The sequence below is a fragment of the Sphingomonas sp. BL-S-28 genome, assembly GCF_055521515.1.
Genome location: NZ_CM145484.1, coordinates 2,149,829 through 2,165,957 on the forward strand (window position 1 = coordinate 2,149,829; position 16,129 = coordinate 2,165,957).

At 64.7% G+C, this 16,129-nt stretch carries 18 protein-coding genes; 12 read left to right on the forward strand and 6 right to left on the reverse strand.

Annotation, left to right across the window (positions count from 1 at the left end):
* Window positions 1-104: 104 nt before the first annotated feature.
* The 4 genes from fsa (at window position 105) to ACZ1JC_RS18915 (ending at window position 5,236) form a co-directional block, all read left to right on the forward strand.
* On the forward strand, window positions 105-755 hold the full coding sequence (gene fsa / locus ACZ1JC_RS18900; RefSeq protein ID WP_142633328.1) for a fructose-6-phosphate aldolase: 651 nt from the start codon (window positions 105-107) through the stop codon (window positions 753-755).
* A gap of 130 nt (window positions 756-885) precedes the next feature.
* Window positions 886-2,700 carry a cobaltochelatase subunit CobT gene (gene cobT / locus ACZ1JC_RS18905; protein WP_465135414.1) on the forward strand — a complete coding sequence of 605 codons (1,815 nt, stop codon included), beginning with the start codon at window positions 886-888 and terminating at the stop codon, window positions 2,698-2,700.
* A gap of 51 nt (window positions 2,701-2,751) precedes the next feature.
* Window positions 2,752-3,471 (forward strand): nitroreductase, encoded by a 720-nt coding sequence (locus ACZ1JC_RS18910; protein ID WP_465148388.1) that lies wholly within the window; start codon window positions 2,752-2,754, stop codon window positions 3,469-3,471.
* Window positions 3,472-3,526: 55 nt separating this feature from the next.
* A complete protein-coding gene (locus ACZ1JC_RS18915) occupies window positions 3,527-5,236 on the forward strand; it encodes a cysteine--tRNA ligase (RefSeq protein WP_465135412.1) in 1,710 nt (569 codons plus the stop codon).
* Window positions 5,237-5,240: 4 nt separating this feature from the next.
* On the opposite strand, the gene ACZ1JC_RS18920 is transcribed toward ACZ1JC_RS18915, so the two are convergent.
* Window positions 5,241-5,957 (reverse strand): TonB-dependent receptor, encoded by a 717-nt coding sequence (locus tag ACZ1JC_RS18920; RefSeq protein ID WP_465135411.1) that lies wholly within the window; start codon window positions 5,955-5,957, stop codon window positions 5,241-5,243.
* A 61-nt stretch (window positions 5,958-6,018) separates the two neighbouring features.
* Between ACZ1JC_RS18920 and ACZ1JC_RS18925 the strand changes: the two genes are divergently transcribed.
* Window positions 6,019-6,957, forward strand: coding sequence for a D-2-hydroxyacid dehydrogenase (locus ACZ1JC_RS18925; protein WP_465135410.1), 939 nt, complete (start codon window positions 6,019-6,021; stop codon window positions 6,955-6,957).
* A 2-nt stretch (window positions 6,958-6,959) separates the two neighbouring features.
* On the opposite strand, the gene ACZ1JC_RS18930 is transcribed toward ACZ1JC_RS18925, so the two are convergent.
* Together ACZ1JC_RS18930 and ACZ1JC_RS18935 are read right to left on the reverse strand one after the other, a co-directional pair.
* Entirely contained in the window at window positions 6,960-7,358 is a 399-nt protein-coding gene (locus ACZ1JC_RS18930; RefSeq protein WP_465135409.1) for a hypothetical protein, read from the reverse strand.
* A complete protein-coding gene (locus tag ACZ1JC_RS18935; protein ID WP_465135408.1) occupies window positions 7,348-7,536 on the reverse strand; it encodes a hypothetical protein in 189 nt (62 codons plus the stop codon). Before ACZ1JC_RS18935 ends, ACZ1JC_RS18930 begins: the two co-directional genes overlap by 11 nt.
* Window positions 7,537-7,635: 99 nt before the next feature.
* On the opposite strand from ACZ1JC_RS18935, the gene ACZ1JC_RS18940 reads away from it, so the two are divergent.
* Window positions 7,636-8,283, forward strand: a complete 648-nt coding sequence (locus ACZ1JC_RS18940) for a S24 family peptidase (RefSeq protein WP_465135407.1) — start codon at window positions 7,636-7,638, stop codon at window positions 8,281-8,283.
* A 53-nt stretch (window positions 8,284-8,336) separates the two neighbouring features.
* Window positions 8,337-9,020: an MBL fold metallo-hydrolase gene (locus tag ACZ1JC_RS18945; RefSeq protein ID WP_465135406.1), complete on the forward strand. Its 684-nt coding sequence runs from the start codon at window positions 8,337-8,339 to the stop codon at window positions 9,018-9,020.
* 51 nt (window positions 9,021-9,071) lie between these two features.
* On the opposite strand, the gene ACZ1JC_RS18950 is transcribed toward ACZ1JC_RS18945, so the two are convergent.
* Window positions 9,072-9,464 (reverse strand): MAPEG family protein, encoded by a 393-nt coding sequence (locus tag ACZ1JC_RS18950; protein ID WP_465135405.1) that lies wholly within the window; start codon window positions 9,462-9,464, stop codon window positions 9,072-9,074.
* A gap of 176 nt (window positions 9,465-9,640) precedes the next feature.
* On the opposite strand from ACZ1JC_RS18950, the gene rpmF reads away from it, so the two are divergent.
* From rpmF to ACZ1JC_RS18975, 5 genes are all read left to right on the forward strand, one after another.
* Window positions 9,641-9,820 (forward strand): 50S ribosomal protein L32, encoded by a 180-nt coding sequence (gene rpmF, locus ACZ1JC_RS18955; protein WP_031342399.1) that lies wholly within the window; start codon window positions 9,641-9,643, stop codon window positions 9,818-9,820.
* A 27-nt stretch (window positions 9,821-9,847) separates the two neighbouring features.
* Complete coding sequence (gene plsX, locus ACZ1JC_RS18960) at window positions 9,848-10,909, forward strand: phosphate acyltransferase PlsX (protein ID WP_395333566.1); 1,062 nt, start codon at window positions 9,848-9,850, stop codon at window positions 10,907-10,909.
* Window positions 10,909-11,877: a beta-ketoacyl-ACP synthase III gene (locus ACZ1JC_RS18965; RefSeq protein ID WP_465135404.1), complete on the forward strand. Its 969-nt coding sequence runs from the start codon at window positions 10,909-10,911 to the stop codon at window positions 11,875-11,877. Before plsX ends, ACZ1JC_RS18965 begins: the two co-directional genes overlap by 1 nt.
* Before the next feature lie 112 nt (window positions 11,878-11,989).
* Complete coding sequence (locus tag ACZ1JC_RS18970) at window positions 11,990-12,286, forward strand: integration host factor subunit alpha (protein WP_395333562.1); 297 nt, start codon at window positions 11,990-11,992, stop codon at window positions 12,284-12,286.
* Between the two features lie 46 nt (window positions 12,287-12,332).
* On the forward strand, window positions 12,333-12,761 hold the full coding sequence (locus tag ACZ1JC_RS18975) for a MerR family transcriptional regulator (protein WP_465135403.1): 429 nt from the start codon (window positions 12,333-12,335) through the stop codon (window positions 12,759-12,761).
* Window positions 12,762-12,838: 77 nt separating this feature from the next.
* On the opposite strand, the gene ACZ1JC_RS18980 is transcribed toward ACZ1JC_RS18975, so the two are convergent.
* Both ACZ1JC_RS18980 and ACZ1JC_RS18985 read right to left on the reverse strand, forming a co-directional pair.
* Entirely contained in the window at window positions 12,839-13,384 is a 546-nt protein-coding gene (locus ACZ1JC_RS18980) for a SixA phosphatase family protein (protein WP_465135402.1), read from the reverse strand.
* 13 nt (window positions 13,385-13,397) lie between these two features.
* The gene (locus ACZ1JC_RS18985; RefSeq protein ID WP_465135401.1) at window positions 13,398-16,118 is read right to left on the reverse strand and encodes an ATP-dependent DNA helicase; all 2,721 of its coding nucleotides are present in this window, start codon (window positions 16,116-16,118) and stop codon (window positions 13,398-13,400) included.
* Between the last annotated feature and the right edge of the window lie 11 nt (window positions 16,119-16,129).

Here is a 16,129-nt window from a genome sequence, read left to right on the forward strand (position 1 = left end):
GGTTCGGGCGGGGTATCCAGAAAGGCCGTGCTTGCCTATAGGGGCGCCAGATTCGCCCCGGGCAGGTGCTTCCCGGTGGCGATAGCCATTACAGGAACCCCGCCATGAAGTTCTTCGTCGACACCGCCGACACCGCCGAAATCGCTGAGCTTGCCGCCACCGGCCTGCTCGACGGCGTGACCACCAACCCCTCGCTGATCGCCAAGTCCGGCCGTGACTTCATCGAAGTGACCAAGGAAATCTGCGGCCTCACCGATGGTCCGGTCAGCGCCGAAGTCGTCGCGCTCGACCACGCCGGCATGATGCGTGAGGCCGAAATCCTCCGCAAGATCGCCGACAACGTCTGCATCAAGGTGCCGCTGACGTTCGACGGCCTGAAGACCTGCAAGGCGCTGACCAGCGACGGCACCATGGTGAACGTCACGCTGTGCTTCTCGGCCAACCAGGCGCTGCTCGCCGCCAAGGCCGGCGCTTCGTTCATCTCGCCCTTCGTCGGCCGTCATGACGACAACGGCTTCGACGGCATGGACCTGATCCGCGACATCCGCCTGATCTATGACAACTACGCGTTCGAGACCGAGATCCTCGCCGCCTCGATCCGCCACCCCGTCCACGTGCTGGAATGCGCGCGCATCGGTGCGGACGTTGCGACGATGCCGCCGGCGGTCATCAAGAACCTGGTGAAGCATGTGCTGACCGACAAGGGCATCGAAGGCTTCATGGCCGACTGGGCCAAGACCGGCCAGAGCCTCTGATCTGTTGGAGGGAAATGCCCTTTTTGGGCGTTTCCCGGCCAGGATTTCAAACCCCGGATGCGCATCGCGTGTCCGGGGTTTTGCATTGCAGCGTCTTGCGCCCGCGCGGCTATGCCGCCATTGAGCGGTCATGTCCGATGAAACACCCGTCGACCGCTTCAAGTTCGCGCTGACCGGCGCCGCGCGCGCCATCGCCCACGATGCCGAAGTAGAGGTCAACTGGACCGCCGATGCCCCCAGCGCGACCGGTGGCACGTTCCGCATCCCGATGCCGGGCCGCTCCGTGCCCCGCGCCGCCGCCATGCAGGCACGCGGCTATGCCGACAGTTTTGCGCTGAAGCTGCGCCACCACAACGAGGCGCTGCACCGCCGCAACGCCCCGTCCGAACCCTCTGCCCGCGCCTGCTATGACGCCGTGGAGATGGTCCGTTACGAAGCACTGGGCGCCAATGCCTATGCCGGCATGCGCGACAATCTCGACGCCTCGCTGGAAGCACGCATCGCCAGCGACCCGATTGCGCGCGCCGATGCGCCGGACAAGGTGCCGGTGCCGACCGCGCTGGCGCTGCTGCTGCGCGAGCGTCTGACCGGCCAACCCGTGCCCGATGTGGCGCACGAAGGCGTGCAAATGGTCCGCCGCTGGATCGAATCGAAGGCGGGTGACGACTTCGATGCGCTCGCCGGATTGCTGGAGGACCAGAAGGCCTTCCAGAAGCTCTCGCTCGACATGCTCGCGCACCTCGAAATGACGCAGGCCGATGAAGTCGACCTGCCGCCCGAAGACGCCGACGAAATGGACGGCGATGAGCAGACCGAGGAAGACGAGACCGGCGACGAAAGCGGGCGTGAGGAGCAGCCTGCCGAAGCCGCCGCCGAACCCTCGAAGGGCGAAGACGAGGGCGAGAGCGAGGCCGAGGGCGAAAACCCGGACGACATGGATGAGGGCCAGGACGGCGAAGAGGGCGAGGAGGGCATGCTGCCCGTTCGCCCGAACCGCCCGTGGACCGACATTCCCGACAGCTTCGACTACAAGGTCTTCACCGAGGCTTACGACGAAGTGATCGGTGCCGCCGACCTTTGCGACGATGAGGAACTGACCCGCCTGCGCGCCTATCTGGATGCGCAGCTGAAGGGGCTTCAGGGCGTCGTCACGCGGCTTGCCAACCGTCTGCAGCGCCGCCTGATGGCGCAGCAGAACCGGTCTTGGGACTTCGATCAGGAAGAGGGCATGCTGGATGCCGCGCGGCTGGCCCGCGTGGTCGTCTCGCCCGGCCAGTCGCTGTCCTACAAGATCGAGCGCGATGTCGAGTTCAAGGACACCGTCGTCACGCTGCTGCTGGACAATTCCGGATCCATGCGCGGGCGGCCGATCTCGATCGCGGCGATCAGCGCGGATGTGCTGGCGCGCACGCTGGAGCGCTGCGGCGTGAAGGTGGAAATCCTTGGCTTCACCACCCGCGCGTGGAAGGGCGGGCAGAGCCGTGAGGCATGGCTGGCCGGCGGCCGCACCGCGCATCCGGGGCGCCTGAACGACTTGCGTCACATCGTCTACAAGAAGGCCGACGAGCCCTGGCGCCGTGCGCGCAAGAACCTTGGTCTGATGATGCGCGAAGGTCTGCTGAAAGAGAACATCGACGGCGAGGCGCTGCTCTGGGCGCACAACCGCATGCTCGCCCGGCAGGAGGATCGCCGCATCCTCATGGTGATCTCCGACGGCGCGCCGGTGGACGATTCGACGCTGTCGGTGAACTCGGCCGGTTATCTTGAGGCGCACCTTCGCCGCGTGATCGAATGGATCGAGGCGAAGAGCCCGGTCCAGCTTGTCGCCATCGGCATCGGCCATGATGTCACGCGCTATTACCGCCGCGCCGTCACCATCATGGATGCCGAGCAGCTAGGCGGCACGATGATCGAGCAGTTGGCCGGTCTTTTCGAGGAAGAGTGAGGTTCCTTTTTCCGTCCCGCCGATTTTCTACCGGTCGGTATTGAATCTTCCATGGCCGATCCCAAGTTCGGCGGCGGTTTGCAAACTGCAGCCAGCGAAGGGAAATTCATGAACGTTACCGATGCCGTCCTCAGCCGCCGCTCGATCCGCGCATTCAGCGACGAGCCGGTGAGCCTCGACGTGCTGCGCCGCGTGCTCGACAAGGCGCGCATGGCGCCTTCGGGCTGCAACTTCCAGCCCTGGGAGGCGACCGTGCTGACCGGCGAACCGCTGAAGGCGCTGCAGGACAAGATGCTGGCCAGTCAGCCGCAGGATCCTGAGGAATACAACTGGTCCGCTCCGATGCAGTCGCCCCGCCATGCTGCGCGCCTGCAGGAACTGGGCGGCTTCATGTACGGCGCGATGGGCATCGAGCGTGACGACAGCGCAGGCCGCAAGGCGTTCATGCACCAGAACGTCACCTCGTTCGGCGCACCGGCGCTGCTGGTCTGCTATTTCGAGCGTTTCATGGGATCGCCGCAGTGGTCGGACGTGGGCATGTGGCTGCAGACGATCATGCTGCTGCTGCGCGAGGAAGGGCTCGATTCCTGCCCGCAGGAATGGATGGGCCTCTATGCCCGCCTGATCAAGGACCACATCGGCGTGTCGGACGAAACGCACTTGCTGTTCTGCGGCCTGTCCATCGGCAAGCGCCTCGACGTGCCGGTGAACGCCTTCGATCGCCCGCGCGTGGCGCTGGACGATCAGGTGAAGTTCCTCGGATTCGAATGACGGGATGCCGGGCGTGGCTTGACTGCGCCCGGCTCCTGCCTAATTGCCCTGCGTCATGACCGAAACGAAGTCCCTGACGCTGTTCAACAGCCTGACCCGCCAGCTGGAGCCGTTCCAGCCCGTCCACGCCGGCGAGGCGCGGGTCTATACGTGCGGGCCGACGGTCTACAACTACCCCCACATCGGCAACATGCGCGCCTATGTCTTCGCGGACATTCTGGGGCGGACGCTCAGCCATGCGGGTTACAAGCTCACCCACGTCATCAACATCACCGATGTCGGTCACCTGACCGACGATGCCGACGCGGGCGAGGACAAGATGGAGAAGATGGCGCGCCAGCAAGCGCAGTCGATCTGGGACATCGCCGCGCATTACACGCAGGCCTATTGGGCCGACATCAAGGCGCTGAACATCCGTCAGCCGGCCAAGTGGTCGATCGCGACGGACTACGTTCCGCAGATGATCGAATTCGCCGAGAAGATCGCGCCAAGGCATTGCTACGAACTGGAGAGCGGCCTCTACTTCGACGTTTCCACCGTCGCAGACTACGGCCGCCTTGCGCGCGAAGACGATCTGCTCACCGAGGTCATACAAATTGGGCGAGATTTGAGAGAGGCATCTCGCGCAGGCGGCGGGGTCGAGCCGAATCAAATATTGAAGAAGGCGGCCATTCGCTTTCTGACAACGCTTCGCGAGTTTCACGTTCGCAAACCGCTCTCGAAGTACGGCGACCTCATCCAGCTTTGGCAATGGGTGGAAGATGAGGCGGCTGTATTCGACACTGTTCGGTTGCAGGAAACGGTTCAAATAACCCGCGCGAAGGTTCGTGACGGCCGCATTGAAGCTGTTGACGGTAAGCGGAATGATGAAGACTTCGCGATCTGGCGCAAGACGCCGGAGGGTGAGAAGCGGCAGATGGAATGGGATTCGCCGTGGGGCAGGGGCGCTCCCGGCTGGCATCTCGAATGCTCGGTGATGTCGGGTGACCTGCTCGGCTTCCCTTTCGACATTCACACCGGCGGCATCGACCACCGCGAGATCCACCACCCCAACGAGATCGCGCAGAACCAGGCGTTTTGCTGCAAGCCCGAAGACACTTGCGGTCTCGACGTGCCTGCAAATTCGGGTGCCAACGTGTGGATGCACAACAATTTCCTCGTCGAGCGTTCCGGCAAGATGAGCAAGTCTTCGGGCGAGTTCCTGCGGCTGCAATTGCTGATCGACAAGGGCTACCACCCGCTCGGTTACCGCATGATGTGCCTTCAGGCGCATTACCGGTCGGAGCTTGAGTTCTCATGGGAGGGCCTTGCCGCCGCGCTCGTGCGTCTGAAGCGCATGATCATGGTGGTGGAGCGTCTGGGCGATGTGGAAGCTGGCGATCCCAGCCATCCGAAGCTCGCGCCGATGCTCGAAACGTTCGAGAAGGCGATTGGGGACGATCTCAACACCGCCGTCGCACTGACGGCGCTGGAAGATGTGCTGGCCGCCAAGAAGGTGGACCCTGCGGTCAAGCGTGCCGTCGTCGAGCGCATGGATGCGGTTCTCGGCCTCGACCTCTTTGGAACCGGCCGCGCCGATCTGCGCATCCGGCCGAAGGCTGCCGAAATCACCGAGGCCGAGATCGAGGACGTGCTTGCCCGCCGCAAGGCCGCGCGTGCCGAAAAGGACTTCGCCACGTCCGACGCGCTGCGCGACGAACTCGCGGCGAAGGGCGTGGAGGCGATGGACGGCGATCCGCTCGGCTGGGAATGGAAGCTGGGCTGAGGGTTCAGCGCCGGGGCACGACCGTCAGCTTATAGGGCATGTAGAGCAGGACTTCCGAGAGTCCTGACCGTGCCCATTCCACCGGGCGGTTGAGACCTTCGATCTCCACGCCGTAGCCATCGCCAAGGCGCGCCGCCATGGCTTTGGCATCGGTCGCGATGGCATCGGCAATCTGGCCGCGATATTGGTCCGGTGCAACGACCGACAGCGAGAGGTCGTCGCTCTCGCTCATCAGGGCGCGGCCCACCGGCTTCACCGATTTGACGAAGATCGTAATCGCAGCCTGCGCGCCTTGTGCGTCCATCGATCCCGTCAGCGGCACTTTCACAAGGAAGCCGGTGCGTTGGCTATCCGGCCGCGAATCGTTGCGGAGCGACAGTTCGCGATAGTTCTGCACGGTTAGCGGCTGCAGCGTGCGCTCTCCATAAGCCAGTTGCACGCCGGCGCGCGGGGCGGCAGCGATGGCGCCGCGGATCATGTCGTAGATTTCGCTCTCGCGCTGCGCCTTGTCGCGGCTGTCGCCGGAAACGGTGACTTCCACCACGGCGAAGTCGGCTTTGCGGCGTAGACCCACCGCGGGCATGTCCGCCGAATAGTCATCCGCGTCGCGCCGCATGGCGGTGACGACCACTTCCTGCGATCCTTCGTCCTGCGCCATTGCGCCGACCGGGACGATCGATCCCAGAAACGCAACCGCGAATGCCCATTCCCGCCTTGCCATGCCCGCTCCCCCTGCCAATTTCAGCCTCGATCAAGTTGTTACGTTGCATCGGAGCCTGTCAATGACCATCGCCCTCATAAATGCCCAGTCCCGCGCGCTGCTGGAAGGCAAGTTGCCGGATGGTGTGGAGGCGCTGTGGTGGGAGGGTGAGGAAGACCTCATCGCCAAGGCGCCGCAGGCCGATCTGGCGTGGCTCGACCCGGTGCGTCCGGCGCTCGCGGCCGAGGCGATCGCCCGCATGGAGAAGCTGCGCTGGTATATGGCGATGTCGTCCGGCGTGGATTGGCTGCCGCTCGATCTGTTTCGCGAACGCGGCGTCACGCTCACCAACGGCGCAGGCATCCATGCGCAGAGTGTGGCCGAATATGCGGTGATGGGGATGCTGACCACGGCCAAGGGCTGGCGTCAGGTGGTGCGTGCGCAGGATCGTCACGAATGGCTTTCGGAACCGCCTGGCAAGGCGGAACTGCTCGATTCGAAAGTCCTGGTGCTGGGCGCCGGGGAAATCGGCGGGCGGATCGCCGAAATCCTGCGGGTGTTCGGCGCGGACGTGACCGTTGCCCGTCGGCGTGCCGGTGCTGGCGAACTCGGCCCGGACGAATGGCGCGGCGCGCTGGGGCGCTCCGATTGGGTGATTCTGATCGTCCCCTCGACCCCGGAGACCTATCGCCTGTTCGGATCGGCGGAGCTTGCGGCAATGAAGCCGGGCGCAGTGCTGCTCAACTTCGCGCGTGGCACGGTTATCGATCAGGAAGCGCTGCTGGCGGCCATCGATTCGGGCCATCTCGGCGGCGCATTCCTGGACGTTACCGATCCGGAGCCGCTTCCCGCCGACCACCCCCTCTGGTCGCGCGAGAACGTGCATGTCTCGATGCATTTGTCCGGCCGGGCGCAGGATGCGCTGTGTCAGCGGGGGGCGGCGCGGTTTCTGGACAATCTGGGCCGATTCGTGCGCGGTGAATCGCTCGCGCACGTGGTCGACCTGTCTCGGGGTTATTGAACCTAGCTTTCGTCGAGCAGCAGCAGTTCCACTTCCACGATCATATGCGGCGGCGGCCCGGTTTCGTGCCCGACCGAGGCAATCGTGGCGTCGGCGACCAATTGGCCGGGCACCGTGAATTCGTGATCGGGCAGGGCGGCGATCAGCGCTTCGGCACTGTCCACCGCCACTTGCCCGGTGAATTCCAGCGCGATGGTGTGGCGCGATCCCGAAAAGGTCGCGCTGCTCCACGGACGTTCAGCATGATGGCGGAATTCGGCGTGGTGCCCCGCCAGCGTCAGGACTTCCGACAGTAGCGCCAGCCAGGGGCCCCGTGCGCGCCTTTCGGAACCGAAGGCCTGCCGCGCGGCGGCGCGGGCGGTGTCGAGCGGCGATGTGGTCTGGGCAGCATCAGCGTGCATGGCGGGCCTCCAGATAGCTGGTCATGAAGTTTTCTATGCGCGCTTCGGTGCCCGCACGCGGCACGCGGCCATTGCGCAAGTCGCCCACGAAGCGAGGGTCATGGGCAGCGAGTCGGCCGAACTTCGTGCAGGGCATGTGCGTGATTCTCAGGAAATTTTCGATGTGGCGCAGGAGCATTTTCCGGGTGTCCTCCTATCGGGGTGGGGCTTTTGTTCGCCAAATGTTCCAACTGAAATCCTACTTGTCTAGGAAATTTCCTTCACGTAGGATTACATTGTGGAAAGCCCAGACGCCCGTGCCCGCCTGCTGGAACTCGCCGATGGGCGGGGAGTAAGCCTGTCCGCCTTGTCCCGCATGATCGGCAAGAATGCGAGTTATCTCCAACAGTTCATCCGAAAAGGCAGCCCTCGCAAGCTGGAGGAGGCCGATCGCGGCGCGCTGGCCCGGTTCTTTGGCGTGGAGGAAAGCGAGCTTGGCAAGGTAAAGGAAAAATACCGCGCCGAGAATATTCGAGGCGAGGGCGGCTGGATGGACGTTCCGCGCCTTGCGGTTGGTGCCTCCGCCGGCTCGGGCGCGCACGCCGGAGCGGAGGAAGTTTTCGGAACGCTGCGATTCTCGGGCCGTTGGCTGCGATCAATGGGGCTGCGACCCGATACGCTTTCGGCAATCACCGTGACGGGCGATTCGATGGAGCCGACACTGCGGCATGGCGACGAGATCCTCGTCGACAGCAATTGGCAGCCGCTGCGCGAAGGCATTCATGTCGTGCGGCTGGACGATGCCGTGCTGGTCAAGCGGGTTGGGGTGCTGGGGGCGGAGCGGATCGCGCTCATCAGCGACAATCCCGCCTATCGCCCGATCGAATGCGGTTTGGACGAAGTGGCGGTGATCGGGCGCGTCGTGTGGAAGGGCGGCCGGATCTAGGGGCGCATCCAGAGGCGTTGCATTCGGGGCGGCTTGCCGCCATTTCCGCAGGCATGACCGATACTGCCGACGACCGCCCGATGCGCGTGGGGATCATTCCCGTCACGCCCCTTCAGCAGAACTGCACGCTTCTGTGGTGCACCAAGACGATGCGCGGGGCCTTCGTGGATCCGGGCGGGGATCTGCCCAAGCTGCGGCAGGCGCTGGAAAAGACCGGGGTGACGCTGGAGAAGATTCTCGTCACCCACGGGCACCTCGATCACTGCGGCATGGCCGGCGTCTTCGCCAAGGAAATGGGCGTGCCGATCGAAGGGCCGCAGGAAGAAGACCGCTTCTGGATTGCCCAGCTCAACGACGATGGCCCGCGCTGGAACATGGAAGCGCACACGTTCGAGCCCGATCGCTGGTTGGAAAATGGCGACAAGGTTACGGTGGGTGAACTGGAACTGGATGTTGTCCACTGCCCGGGGCACACGCCGGGGCACGTGATCTTCCACCACGCGCCCAGCAAGTTCGCCATGGTGGGCGACGTGCTGTTCAACGGCGGCATCGGTCGCTGGGATTTCCCGCGCGGCAATCTGGAGGATCTGGTGAACTCGATCACGCAGGGGCTCTGGCCGCTGGGCGATGATGTGACTTTCGTGCCCGGGCATGGCCCGATCAGCACTTTCGGCGATGAACGCCGGAGCAATCCTTTTGTCGGCGATGCTGCGCTGGAGCGCGGCCTGCCGGCCTGAAGGAGGACGGCACCGGCCGAAACGCCGGTGCCTCCCATACCTATAAGAGAATCAGAATCGTCCCAGCGCGATCAGCACGGCCACGACCGAGAGGCCCAGCAGCGTCAGTACGGTGATGGCGACCCCTGCCATGCGCAGCGGGTGGGGGCGGTCCGAATCCATCCCGAAGGCGTGCAGCACGCGCCCCAGCATGAAAATCGACCCGACGATGGCAAGCCAGGCACCGGCCTTGGCGGTCATCTCGATCGCGGCGACCAGGATCAGCACGAAAGGCGTGCTCTCCACGAAATTGAGCTGCGCGCGCATCCGGCGGCTCAGCAGGACGTCGCCGCCATCGCCGTGCAGCACCTTTGCCTTGGTGCGCACTTGCCCGATACGTACTATATGCCAGAAGGTGATGACGGCGGCCGCGGCTGCCAGGCACAATGTCGTCTGAAGAATCATGCGGGGTTTCTCTCCGATCCCGGGAACTTGAATGTTCCGCGTTCATGCGACGGGGAGGAACGGGTTGCAACTCGTCAGAAATCGGTTATAGGCGCGCCTTCGCAAGCCGCCGGTCCGGGTAATGACGGTCTCGGCGGCGTTTTTGACATTCATTTATTCCAGGAACAGGTGCCGAAATGGCTGTCCCTAAGAGAAAGACCACCCCTTCCCGCCGTGGCATGCGCCGCAGCCATGACGCGCTGAAGGTCGAGGCTTTCCACGAATGCCCGAACTGTGGCGAGCTGAAGCGTCCGCACAACCTCTGCAACGCTTGCGGCCACTACAACGGTCGTGAGATCGTCGCGGTCGAAGTCTAAGACCACGAACGAGTCTCGGAGAGTGCCATGAGTCTGCCGCGTATCGCGATCGATGCGATGGGCGGCGACGAGGGCGTGCGCGTCATGATTGAAGGCGCTGCGCTCGCGCGCCGTCGTCATGAACGTTTCAAGTTCCTGTTGGTGGGGGATGAAGCGCGGATCAAAACCGCGCTGGAAAATCATCCCAACCTCAGGGCCAGCTCCGAGATCCTCCATACGGAGGGCGTTATCAGTGGCGAGGATAAGCCCAGCCAGGCCTTGCGCCGGGCCAAGGGCACCTCGATGGGACGCGCTATCGAGGCGGTGAAGGCGGGTGACGCCGGAGCCGCCGTCAGTGCCGGCAATACCGGCGCGTTGATGGCGATTTCCAAGCTGGCGCTGCGCACGATGCCCGGCATCGATCGGCCTGCATTGGCTGCGTTGCTGCCTACGCTGGGCGACAATGACATCGTGATGCTCGATCTTGGCGCCAATGCCGAGTGCGATGCACGCAACCTTGTGCAGTTCGCGATCATGGGCGCTGCCTATGCACGCGTCGCCACGGGGCGCGAGCAGCCGCGCGTGCGTCTGCTGAATATCGGTTCCGAAGAGACCAAGGGCACGGACATGCTGCGCGATGCGGCCTCGATGCTCAAGGCGGCTGCTGGCGATCTGTCGATGTCCTTCGACGGATTTACGGAGGCCGACAAGCTGGGAAGCGGCGACATGGATGTCGTCGTTACCGACGGTTTCTCGGGCAATGTGGCGTTGAAGGCAGTGGAAGGCACGGCGCGTTTCGTGGCGGACCTGCTGCGGCGCGGCTTTTCCAGTTCGTTGCGATCGAAGATCGGGTTCCTGATCTCGAAGCCGGCGACAGAGCTGCTGAAGCACCATCTCGATCCCAATAATCATAATGGCGCGGTTTTCCTGGGTCTGAACGGTATCGTCGTGAAAAGCCATGGCAGCGCGAATGCTGCCGGCGTCGCGAATGCCGTGGCGGTTACCGCGCGGCTCCTGGAGGAAAACGTGACCGAGCGGATCTCCGCTGACCTTGCCCGCATGGGCGGTGCCTCCTTGCGCAAGCCGCGCGTCCAGGAAGAGAGCGCCTGATGCGCCGTTCGGTCATCGTCGGCACGGGTTCTGCCCTGCCGCGCCGCGCGGTCAGCAACGCCGAACTCGCGGAAAAGGTCGATACGAGCGACGAGTGGATCGTCGAGCGTACCGGTATTTCCAACCGCCACATCGCCGCTGACGACGAAACTACCTCCAGCCTGGCCACCGATGCCGCCCGCAAGGCGATCGAAGCGGCCGGCATGGATGCCTCCGCGATCGACCTGATCGTGCTGGCGACTGCGACGCCGGACCAGACGTTTCCGGCCACCGCGACTTTGGTTCAGGCCAATCTAGGTTGCCGTGGCGGTATCGCTTTCGACGTTGCGGCAGTCTGCTCGGGCTTTCTCTACGCCGTGGGTGTAGCCGATTCGATGCTGCGTTCGGGCATGGCCCAGCGCGCGCTGGTGATCGGATCCGAAACCTTCAGCCGCATTCTCGACTGGGAAGACCGCACGACCTGCGTGCTGTTCGGCGATGGCGCCGGCGCCATCGTGCTGGAAGCGCAGGAGCAGGACGGCACTGAAGAGCGTGGCGTTCTCGCCACCCGGCTCCATGCCGACGGCGCGCATAACCAGTTGCTCTACGTCGATGGCGGTCCTTCGACCACCGGCACCGTGGGCAAGCTGCGCATGAAGGGCCGCGAAGTATTCCGCCACGCCGTGGTGAATCTGGCTGAAGTGCTTGAAGAAGTGCTCGCTGAAACCGGCCATTCTTCGCAGGATATCGACTGGCTGGTGCCGCATCAGGCCAATGCCCGGATCCTGGATGCTACTGCGAAGAAGCTGAACATGCCGGCTGAAAAGGTTGTGAAGACCGTTGGCCAGCATGCGAATACTTCCGCGGCTTCGGTCCCGCTAGCCCTTGATCAGGCCGTGCGTGACGGGCGAATCAAGCAGGGCGATCTGGTCGTGCTGGAAGCCATGGGCGGCGGCTTTACATGGGGCGCCAGCCTGGTCCGCATGTAAATTTGCGCGGCGCTTTACACTATCGCGGCGTTTACTGCCTCGAGCATTGCTTTTCCCTCATTTTTTCATATTATCGTCATGGGGGTTAGGGCTCGAAGGGGATGCGGTTTTGATGCGCTCCACAGAAACACTGACGAGAGCGGAGATCGCCGAAGCCATTCACCGGCGGCTGGGCCTTTCTCGGTCCGAGTCGCTCGGGATGGTTGAAGCCATTCTTCAGCATATGTCGGAAGCACTTACCGAGGGGGAGAACGTGAAGATCTCCGGCTTCGGTACTTTCCTGTTGCGAGACAAGGGCGAGCGTGTGGGACGCAACCCGAAGACGGGGGTGGAAGTGCCCATTACCCCGCGCCGGGTCATGACATTCCGCGCCAGCCAGATGCTCAAGGATCGCATCGCGGAATTGTGATTCAGGCCGCTCCCGCGGGGCGGCAACGCCCAAAGGAGCCAGTTTGATGTCCGGCAGCACGGGGAAAACCCGTTCAATCGCCCATTTCGACGATGGAAAGGACGCGCAGGCGCTCCGCACCATCGGCGAAGTCACCAAGGCGCTTGGCGTCCGGCAGCATGTTCTGCGCTATTGGGAAGAGCAGTTTCCCGCGCTTCAGCCGATCAAACGCGCTGGTGGCCGGCGTTATTACCGTCCCGAAGACATTGCGCTGATTGCGGAAATCGACCGTCTCGTTCACCGCGAGGGCTATACGCTGCGCGGCGCGCGTCAGGCGATCGAGGCGCAAGCCGATACGCCCGCGATGCCGGCGGTGGAACCGACCGAACCCGCTTCGCCCGTGCAATCCGCGCCGGCGGCGGCTTTCGGCAGCGAGATGATCGATCGTTTGCGCGCCATCCGCGCGCATCTGGCAGAGGCACTTCAGGCCGCTTGATGGTCGCAGTCTGGAGCGTTTTCTAATCAAGCCGACGCAGTCGGATCGGAAGCTGCTCCGGCCTGTCCGACCTTGTTTCACGTTTCGATTTGCGGGCCCAGTTCGGGGTCCAGATCGCGCGGGCGGGTGAGGTGAACGAGCCGTCCGCAGCCGTCCGTAAGCTCGCTCCACGATTCGATGTTCAGTTCGATCACCGCGAAGGCGGCGGTGGGGAATTTCTCCTCCACCACGTCGCGCATCGGGCTCGATCCGTCATCGGGCACGAGGTCGAAGATCACATCTTCCAGCCCCGGATTGTGGCCTACCAGCATGATCGTACGCGGATCGCCCTTCTGTTCGCGCAGCACGTCGATCAGCGTCGCGGAACTGGCGAGATAGAGGCGGCGATCCCAGGTGATCGGGGGCGATTCGCCGGCTGCTTCTTCCGCCAGTTCGATGGTCTGCGCCGCGCGCACCGCGGGGGAGGCCAGGATGCGGTTCCACTTCACTTTGTGATCGCGGATATGCAAGCCCATCAGCGCCGCGCCCTTGCGCCCGCGCTTGTTCAGCGGGCGGTCGAAGTCGCGCAGGCGCGCATCGTTCCAGTCGGACTTGGCGTGCCTGAAAATGCCGAGAGTCTTCATGCGGATGATGCGCTCACATTGGGGGGCGGACGGGATCGCCGTCCTTCACGGTTTCCCCTGAAACACTTGCCGCCACGCGATGCAAGGCCTCCTCCAGCGAAATGCGACGCACCGGGGTCCCTTGCGGGAACGCGCTGAGCAGGCGGGAAGGGAAGGCGGAGGACAATACGACGAAATGCCCGTGGTCGTCGCGGCTGCGGATCAACCGGCCGAAGGCCTGCGCCAGTTTGGCGCGGATCAGGCTGTCGTCATAGGCGGAGCCACCGCCGGCAACGCGCCGCGCGCGGTGCAGAATTGTCGGTCGCGGCCATGGCACTTGCTCCATGACGACAAGACGCAGCGAATGGCCGGGCACGTCCACACCGTCCCGCAAGGCGTCGGTGCCGAGTAGTGAGGCCTTGGGATCGTCGCGGAAGATGTCGACCAGCGTGCCGGTGTCGATCGGATCGACGTGCTGCGCATAAAGCGGCAGGCCCCCGCGCGCCAAGCGATCGGCGATGCGGCCATGGACCGCGCGCAGGCGGCGGATCGCGGTGAACAGGCCCAGCACCCCGCCGCCCGAGGCCTCGATCAGTCGGCCGTAAGCGCCGGCGAGCGCGGGAATATCGCCCCGCGGCACATCGTTGACGATCAGCACTTCGGCCTGCGCGGCATAGTCGAAGGGGCTCAGATGCTCGGAAAGCTTGGGCGCGACGTCGATATAGGGCGTGCCGGAGCGCTTGATCGCCTGATCCCAGGTGTCGCCGTCGCGCAAGGTGGCCGAAGTCATCACGACACCATGCGCGGGTTCCAGTACCACGCTGGCGAAGGGCTTCATCGGATCCAGCCAATGGCGATGGATGCCGGTGTCGTATTCGCGCGCTTCGGATCGTTCGAGGGCCAGCCAGTCGACGTATTCGGGATCGGCCGGACCGGCGAGGCGGGCAAGCAGCGCTTCCCATGCCGCCAGCAGGTCGATTCGCCAGCTCAGCGAATGGCGTGCGCCCTCGATGCGGGCGCGGCCGGGGCCGTCCAGCCAGTCCGGACCGTCTTCCAGTAGCGCTTCCAGCCTGAGGCTAAGGCGCATGAGGGGCTGGCGCAGTTCCGCCAGCGATTCTCGCGCAGCCTCGGAGGCTTCCACGAAAGTGCCGTCGAGGCCGGCCGCTTCGGTTTCAAGGCCATAGCCGGCTTCCTGGCCGCCGCTTTCGTCGCGGGCGTAGACGGTGGCGCGTACGGCGGCGAACAGCTCCTCCAGCGGGCCGGACGGGGCGCCATCGACGATGCGTTGCATCCAACTGTCGCCGGGCAGGGCTTCGGCGGCGGCCACGGCGGCGGTGATCGCCTTGGCGCCCGCCTCGTCATAGCTGGCGACATCGGCAAGCCGCGCGGAGAGGCCGCGGCGGCGGCCGCGCGCGTTCTTTTCCGGACCGATCACCCAGCGGCGCAGTTCGATCGCCTCGGCCCCGGTAAGCGCGGCGGCGAAAGTCGAATCGGCGGCATCGAAGACGTGATGGCCTTCGTCGAATACCACGCGGGTAGGGCGCGATGCCTGATCGCGTCCGCGCGCGGCATTGATCATGACCAGCGCATGGTTGCCGATCACCAGATCGGCGCCGACGCTGGCCCGTGTGGCGCGTTCTATGAAGCACTTCCGGAAATGCGGGCAGCCGGCATAGACGCATTCGCCGCGCCGGTCGGTGAGGGCGGTGATGCCGCGCTGGCGGAACAGCGTGCCCAGCCAGCCTGGCAAGTCGCCGCCGATCATGTCGCCGTCCTGCGAGTAGGCGGCCCAGCGCGCGACCAATTGCGCCATGATCGCGGCGCGCCCGGCGAAGCCGCCTTGCAGTGCGTCTTCAAGGTTCAGCAGGCAGAGGTAATTCTCGCGCCCCTTGCGCACCACCACGGGCTGGCTGCCATCCGGGCGGTACTCCGGCCAGGCGCGGCGGCTTTCCTTGCGGAGCTGGCGTTGTAGCGCCTTGGTATAAGTCGAAACCCATACGGTTCCGCCCGATTGCTCCGCCCAGAGCGAGGCGGGGGCCAGATAGCCCAGCGTCTTGCCGATGCCGGTGCCGGCCTGCGCCAGCACCACATGCGGGCGTCCGCGCGCCTCACGCGGGGCGAAGGCTTCGGACGCCTCCACCGCATAGGCGCGCTGGCTCTGGCGCTGTTCGGCATTGCTTCCGGTCAGCTGCGCAAGGCGTTGCAGCACTTCGGCGGGCTGGAGCGTGACTTGGCGGGGCTGAGGGGCTTCCGGGCTTTCCTCCCATTCGGGAAGCCGCGTGAACAGCCAGCGTTCGGCCTGCTGCGGCTTGGCGATGCGGCCGCTGAGCAGCGTGGACCATGGCCAGCGCATGCGGACCAACGATTGCAGCCCGGTCCATGCGCCTTCGCGTTCGGCCCAGTTGGGGCTTTCGCAAGTTTCCAGCAGCGCGCCGGCCGCTTCCTGCAGCAGGCGCGGCACATCGGCGTCGCCGCTCGGCTCTTCAAGGCCGAGGGCATGGGCAAGGCCCTTGGGCGTCGGCACCACGAAGCGCGCCGGATGGATGAAGGCGAAGAGTTCCAGCAGATCGAGCCCGGACAAGTCGGGATAGCCAAGGCGCGTCGCCACCAGCGGCGCATTCAGGATCAGCAGCGGCGTATCGGCAGCCGCCGTGACGGATTCTCCTTTCGACACCGGGCGAGTCGCGCCGGAGGCATCCCGAAGCCAGGAACCGGCATGGCTGGCGTGCAGCGCAGGAAGGGGGAGGGCGACCATCGTCCCGTCTT